Annotated in this window: 6 protein-coding genes; 1 reads left to right on the top strand and 5 read right to left on the bottom strand. The window is 41.8% G+C overall.

Annotated elements, in window-relative coordinates; all coding sequences use genetic code 11:
* Nucleotides 1-376: 376 nt before the first annotated feature.
* From WAM07_RS13560 to WAM07_RS13540, 5 genes are all read right to left on the bottom strand, one after another.
* A complete protein-coding gene (locus WAM07_RS13560) occupies nucleotides 377-919 on the bottom strand; it encodes a YwhD family protein (RefSeq protein ID WP_014644876.1) in 543 nt (180 codons plus the stop codon).
* A 92-nt stretch (nucleotides 920-1011) separates the two neighbouring features.
* Nucleotides 1012-1497, bottom strand: a complete 486-nt coding sequence (locus WAM07_RS13555) for an HIT family protein (protein WP_422167651.1) — start codon at nucleotides 1495-1497, stop codon at nucleotides 1012-1014.
* A gap of 87 nt (nucleotides 1498-1584) precedes the next feature.
* A complete protein-coding gene (locus WAM07_RS13550; RefSeq protein ID WP_422167650.1) occupies nucleotides 1585-3570 on the bottom strand; it encodes an ABC transporter permease subunit in 1986 nt (661 codons plus the stop codon).
* 123 nt (nucleotides 3571-3693) lie between these two features.
* On the bottom strand, nucleotides 3694-4194 hold the full coding sequence (locus WAM07_RS13545; protein WP_422167649.1) for a YwgA family protein: 501 nt from the start codon (nucleotides 4192-4194) through the stop codon (nucleotides 3694-3696).
* Nucleotides 4195-4207: 13 nt separating this feature from the next.
* On the bottom strand, nucleotides 4208-5503 hold the full coding sequence (locus WAM07_RS13540; protein ID WP_422167648.1) for an HD domain-containing protein: 1296 nt from the start codon (nucleotides 5501-5503) through the stop codon (nucleotides 4208-4210).
* Nucleotides 5504-5753: 250 nt separating this feature from the next.
* Between WAM07_RS13540 and WAM07_RS13535 the strand changes: the two genes are divergently transcribed.
* Nucleotides 5754-6596, top strand: coding sequence for a lipoate--protein ligase family protein (locus WAM07_RS13535; RefSeq protein ID WP_422167647.1), 843 nt, complete (start codon nucleotides 5754-5756; stop codon nucleotides 6594-6596).
* The last annotated feature ends 292 nt before the right edge of the window (nucleotides 6597-6888 follow it).

Genomic DNA, 6888 nt, shown 5'->3' with positions numbered 1-6888 from the left:
TATAAACGCCGCTATAGAAGCATTTAAGCCGATTTAAGGTTCCCACTTTTTTCTACTGGCAGGGTCCGTTCACATGAAATGGCCGGGGTGGCGGAGGAAACGACGAGACTCCCGCGGGAGAAGGAGCTAGGCGAGACCCCACAAGGAGTGTTAACGACTGAGGAGGCTTGCCAGTTCCCCCGCAGGAAAGCGAGTTGTTTCTGTAGCCGCCCTCATCTATTGCTTGCAACGGACCCCCAACTATCTCGAAACTGAGTCTTCAACAAAAGGGAGCTTATCTGGAAGGCTTACTATTACGATAAACCCTTTAATATAGAATTTTAAAATAAGGCAGTAAAAAAGCACTTTCACTGAGGAAAGTGCTTTTTCTTATGATTTATTGGACACCGAGGGAGTCTTTTAGTTCCTGGTTTGTATTTTCCCATAGTTCGGGCTTGAATTCACGGAGATACTCACCGAGAATCGTCCTTGATTTTTCATCCATATGGTCGACAACAAATTTTCCTTTTAAAGACTTGTCCATATGGTTCACATGCTCCGGCATCAGCTTATAGCCTCTTTTAATGGAACGATCGACGACGATTTCACTTCCAGCTACTCCATAGTAGCTTGGCTTTCCTGCCTGATTATCCACCGTAACCCAGACGATCCAGTACAATAAACCATTCGCTACAACTTCACGATCCGTAATAAACTTCACCCGCTTCTCAACCGCACTGCGGGCATGCAGCGCACCCATATCAACAAATGCCTTCTCTTCATTCGGATCCACGATAACTGGGGTCATATTCTCAAGGCTGATGGAGCCTACCCCATAACCACCATGGCCGTCCGTTGAGTCGTCCTTAATAATCGTGAACTGCTTCTTCTTTTTATCGCTTTTCTCATCATTATTTTTAAATTGATCAAATTCTTTCATGACAAACTGAACCTCCTCTAGACGTAACTGATTTTTCCCTATTTTAACATAGAACCCACTCTTTGTTTTAGCATAAGGATTTGGAAAAACAGTCACGCATTTAACGCTTTTTTTAAAGCATGCAGAGCTTTCATAACCTTCTCCATATCCTCTTCCCCGTTTCTCTCCCGGCGAGCATGAAGCAGCACCGGTCGAACGGACTCAACGGAACGTCCAAAATCGTACATCCAGTCATACCGAGGCACCATCCAAGTATGGAAATGGTGTGTGGTATCCTCATTGTAGAAATAATATACATACTCGATGTCTAATATCTGGCGCTGGGCTCGTCTTATTTTTGTTAATACTCGAATGTAATCAAGCTGCTCCGCCTCTGTTAGTTCATCAAAGCTTTTGATATGACGTTTTGACGCTAGAATAATTAATCCTCTAATCGGGTAGGCGACGTCCTGATGAGCATGAAAATGCTCTGTTTCGTAAACGACACCGCCATCCGGTTCGATTACACCACTTGTTAATGCACAGCTTAAGCACTCGACTTCTATGGTTTTTCCGTTAGATAACGTAAGGGTTCTCAACGCCTCTCTCCTTTTCATTTACGCCACATTATTACCTTAATCAAACGCTTGTTTAACTTCCTTATTTTCCTTTTTAACCGGATCCGTCTACTGAGCACGATGTTCGCTGTTAATAAAAACAAAACTTTCGTCTGAAGGAGCCTCCACTCGCCTCTCTGCAGGTTTTCTTCTACGGAAGATCTTTTTCCAGCCCATTGGGTTAGAAACGGGAATGCCTACCCGTTTGTGCTGCACTTCTTTGATTCCTTGAATAATGAGCTGCATAGACAGGATAATTCCCATAAAGCATAGCAGGACAGGAATAATAAACCACCATCTCCCTGTCATTAAGGAGTCTTTCGCGGCTCCAATCAGTCCAGACCATTCATACGTAGTACTCGTCGGTGGATCAGCCTGCATAGGAGAATAATCTACATTCGTCCCTCCAAAATAAATATTAAAAACACCTAGATGGATAAAGATCAGCAGCGTCTGAATAAACTGCTGTCCAAACACAATACCCATCCGCGCGCTCAAATGTGGAAGCAGATGCTTCCACAGTAAATGAAGCGAACTACCCCCAAGCACCTTCGTACTAACTACATATTCCTCCTGCATTAAAAGCTTCATTTCGCTGCCAAAGAGAGTAACAATCAATGGTACAGCAAGTAGAACCAGAATCAATCCTTGATAGATAATCCGTTCCGTCTGAGTAGAGGTAAAACCGCCTGGCGGCATCCACAAGACTGGGGTTAATAGCAGGAATGCAATAATGGTCATAGGCAGGAAATGCATACCATCCACTATTTTTTCTACACTACGCTGAATTCGGGAATGTAGAAAGAATGTGTATGGAATGGCTAATAGAAATCCAATACTCATTCTTAAAAAAGCTATCGCAAGAGCAAATAGAATCGTATATTTAGCTCCTGCGAGTAACTGATCGAAAATACTGTAGCCGAGTGCATCTGTTCCAAGAAATACATATTCAGGAGAATGAGGAGCAGCGCTTACCAGCCGTCCTTCCTCATTCGTAATGTGATAAAACTTATCTACTAAAGGATCCGCCGTGATACTATAAACCATACTCACACAGACCGTCCCCGAAATGATCATAAATCCAATTAGAAATTTCAGGTTTTTAAAATGTGCCCCTATCGTTGCGAAAGTCTGCTTCAGCCATTTCCCACTTGGTTTCATGTTGAAATCACCTATGAAACGATTCATGCTCAAGCTGGTCTCTTTAGACACCTTATGATCCTTGAAGATAAATAGCTCCGTTCCCTGATAAATGATAAAAAAAGGGGTGAAGATCATAAATAGTATCATAGCCGAGACGATTGGCCTAAAATCCCCCCTAAAAAAACTGGTGATCCCATTCATATTAAAAATATATTCAATGATCAACAGACTTGATAAAGATCCCCAGAGGATGATTTTGGAATGAAAGAATAGACTTTTTACAATATTTCTTGTCACATGTACATTAAGAATTACAGCTTTCTCCAACCCTTTACTCTTAGCCATCTGCACATAAGACTTTGCCATCTCCTCATCCATAAGCATAAGAATGATTTTGTACATCGTAACTAAAGGTAATACTGAAATGGCAATAATAGGAAGAATATACACCTTATCCTGGCCTAGAGCCGTAAAAGAGACAATCTGAATATCTGTTTGTTTATAGAACCATACAACGAAGAGCTGTAAACAAAAAGCGAGTAATAAATCAGGTACAGCTTCTAAAACGTTCAGGAGTCTTCCGATGATCAATTTTGCCGACCCAGGGAGAAACATGGTTCCGAGGGCCAATAAAAAAGCCAGTCCAATCCCAAGAAGAAGACCTCCAACGAAAACGGTCATAGAGTATTGATAAGGCTCCCACAGAAACTCAAGCAGCGGTTCCGGACGATCCTTATACATGTACACCCATTCAGCGGGATTAAAAATGGCAGCCACCAGTTGCTGAAGTTCCAAAAAGTAATGAGATACATCAAAAAAACTTCCACCACTGAATAAAGCCGGGGACGCGCTAATGAACAAAATGCCTGCCAGTCCCATTATGTAATAGACCACGAACTTAACGATTTTCATACACTTCTCTCCCCATACTAATTATTTAACCCATGATCTGGAGATAAATCGTAATAATAATCAAAAAATGATGAATAAAAAAAGATATACTGCCGTACAGTATATCTCTTTCTATTCATCATACTAATGAATCCCTCGTAATTTTTCAATAAAATTCCATCCATCCTGGATGTCTTCCTCTGTGTAATTCTGAGTGCTCTTTACGGCGTGTACTTTTTCAGTAATTTCTTCACGAGGCAGATCCTCAAAGAAAAGCATGGTAGAGACCAACTCTAAAAACCGGGAACTTCTACCGTTCATTTCGCGGATATGATCATGCAACGGAGGCAAATCCATCTCATAATGATTTAGAAATTCACGGCCGCTTTCCGTAATCTGATAGCGGTACTGATAGTAATTTTTCTTTTCTTCTCTTTCCTCACTGATAAACCCAAGGTTGCACATTTCCTCAATTCTAAGCGTTAATTCCTCTGAATAGGGTCCGTAAAAATGAAACTGATAGCGTTCTTCAAATGGTACCTCACACTTTTTTAGTATATAGATCATTTTCTGCAGTTTTTTACGGCCTACGATCTCTTCCGTACTTGAGAAGAATTGCATCAGCTTCGCATGATTTTCCAACATGGAGCTTCACTCCTTATCCATACAATATTTCCATAATCCGCTTCTTCGTCTTACTACGATTGGACATTTCCTCCAGGCGGTCCAGAGGAATATAAAGTTTGTGATCTGTCCGCTTTTTGCCTGAAATGGCCTCAACAATATCAGATAGTCGTGACAACTCTCTCAATTCCTGACTCGGCTGCAATAGATGAATTGGCAGACGCTCCTCCTCTTCACCCGGACGATAGAAATCATAAGGAAGATCTGAACTAGAATCTACCACTAGATAGTAATCTGGATTCAGCCCAGCTTTAGAAAATAATTTATACAGTTCCATCCATTGGTTCATTTGAGAATTAGGATTGAACTCAATATATTTAAATAGCCGGCGGTTAACAAATCGGTCACATAAATCACTCAGAACAGGGTCGTCTTCTTCCATCCATGTTTGGAAGTAATACAGCGTTACAGCTTCATCAAGTGCTAAGTACTCCTTGAGTGTGGGCTGTCCCGTAAAGAAAGAAAAGAAATGGGTCGGTTTCAGCTTGAACGTATAGCCGGATTCATAAAGTTCTTTCGCTCGATGAAGAATCTTAGATAAAATAACCTCAGCGCTCCGTGTCACAGGGTGGAAATAGACTTGCCAGTACATTTGGTAACGACTCATGATATAGTCTTCCACCGCATGCATACCGCTCTCTTTGACAACAACCTGATCTTCCATCGGACGCATGACCCGCAATATCCTCTCCATATCAAAGTGACCATAGCTTACTCCTGTAAAATAAGCATCCCGCTGCAAGTAATCCATACGATCAGCATCAATCTGACTGGAAATCAGGCTGACAACCAGTTTATTAGTGTACGTTTTATTTATCACGTCTGCCACTTTCTTCGGGAACCCTTTTTCTACTTGGTTCAGAATCTTGTTCACTTCCGTATCTCCAAGTAAGATCTTTTGGGTATATTCTTCATGATCCAATTTAAAAACCTTTTCGAAAGAATGGGAGAACGGCCCATGGCCCAGATCGTGAAGTAAAGCTGCACAGAGGCAAAGCAGCCGTTCTTCGTCGTCCCAGTTTGGCCTGTCCTTAAAGTTTTCTATAATTCGGCGAACTATTTCGTAAACGCCTAATGAATGGTTAAAGCGGCTATGTTCTGCCCCGTGGAATGTTAAATACGACGTCCCCAGCTGTTTAATTCGTCTTAACCGCTGAAATTCCGATGTTCCGATCAAATCCCAGATCACTCGGTCCCGCACGTGGACATAGCGATGGACGGGGTCCTTAAAAACCTTCTCTTCACTTAATTTCTCATCACGATAGTCCATCAGTTGTTCCTTTCTTCACGACATTTTTAACTATTATATACCTTTCTTTACGACAAAAAAACATCTTGACAGACAAAAAATGACAGGGGAACTCTTTTACTCCTGTCTTTAAAGGCTTCAAGTAAATCAAACATTTTTTAGCGCGTACATCTTAATCCTTTGAAGATTTTACAGCCGTTGCGCCATTCATGCAACAGGTTTCTTCTGCTATAATGATGAATGGTGATTGTAAAAAAAGGAGCACAGCTTTATGAAAAACATACATCCGTTATTACAAACTCAAAAATATCGCTTCATGGACCAAAGTAATTTAGGACCTTCCTTTTCCGCCCTTCAGTCCTTTGCCATAGATGATGCTTTATCAATGTCAGTAGGAGAAGGAATGAGCCCGACTGCAGCAAGGCTTTGGGTTCATCATAACACAGTGGTTCTTGGAATCCCTGATGCTCGACTGCCTTATATTAAAGATGGAATTGACTATCTGAAGACGGAAGGATATCGGGTCATTGTAAGAAATTCCGGGGGTCTGGCCGTTGTATTAGACGAAGGTGTTCTGAATTTATCATTTATCTTCCCGGACTCTAAAGAAGTGAACATTCACGATGGTTATGAAGCTATGGTTTCGTTTACTCAACTGCTGTTTGAAGACCTGACCGATCAAATTAAAGCCTATGAAATTACACGTTCCTATTGTCCGGGTACTTATGATTTAAGTATCGGCGGTCAAAAGTTCGCCGGGATTTCCCAGCGCCGGGTCAAAAATGGCTCTGCCGTCCAAATTTATTTGGATGTCAGCGGAAGTGGTGCTGAACGAGCCCAGCTATTAAAACAATTCTATGAAATTGGGAAGCGTGAAGAGGAAACACGCTTCACCTACCCCGTCATTGATCCTAAGGTTATGGCTTCTCTCAATGAACTGTTAGGCACCCGCCTCAGTGTATCTGACGTACGCGACCGGATCCTTAAAAAAATCTACGAGCTATCTGGTGAAGTCACCGTTGATCCCCTGGAAGGTCAAGAGATTGAATGGTTTAACAAACGTCTGGAACAAATGATCCAGCGGAATGAAAAAGCGCTCGAAAACCTTACCTAGGGAATCGAGCGCTTTCTTTTTGCACAGGTACACCCTTCTCCCCTTACTTGAAGGGGGTATTCAATTAAACTTTATAAGTAAGAACTTAAGCCTATTCTATCTAAAAGTCTCTGGTAATCAATGGTGTACCTTTTTATAGCATGCTTATTAAGCAAAAGGGCCGATTAGTTGAAGACTCAGTTTCGAGATAATTTGAGCCCGTTACGATATTTGGAGAAGGACTGGTGGGGAAATAACTCGCTTTCCTATGGGGGAACGGTGAGCTTCCTCGCTCGTTTCACTCCCTGCGGGA

The organism is Halobacillus sp., assembly GCF_049282395.1.
In the GTDB taxonomy this organism is placed as follows: Bacteria; Bacillota; Bacilli; order Bacillales; family Halobacillaceae; genus Halobacillus.
This window is presented reverse-complemented; position numbering and strand designations above follow the sequence as displayed.

What these genes read in the sequence shown, in the direction of transcription:
- WAM07_RS13545 (WP_422167649.1), bottom strand. Translation starts at nt 4,194, where the DNA reads ATGTTGGAAAATCATGCGAAGCTGATGCAATTCTTCTCAAGTACGGAA.
- WAM07_RS13535 (WP_422167647.1), top strand. Translation starts at nt 5,754, where the DNA reads ATGAAAAACATACATCCGTTATTACAAACTCAAAAATATCGCTTCATG.
- WAM07_RS13540 (WP_422167648.1), bottom strand. Translation starts at nt 5,503, where the DNA reads ATGGACTATCGTGATGAGAAATTAAGTGAAGAGAAGGTTTTTAAGGAC.
- WAM07_RS13550 (WP_422167650.1), bottom strand. Translation starts at nt 3,570, where the DNA reads ATGAAAATCGTTAAGTTCGTGGTCTATTACATAATGGGACTGGCAGGC.
- WAM07_RS13560 (WP_014644876.1), bottom strand. Translation starts at nt 919, where the DNA reads ATGAAAGAATTTGATCAATTTAAAAATAATGATGAGAAAAGCGATAAA.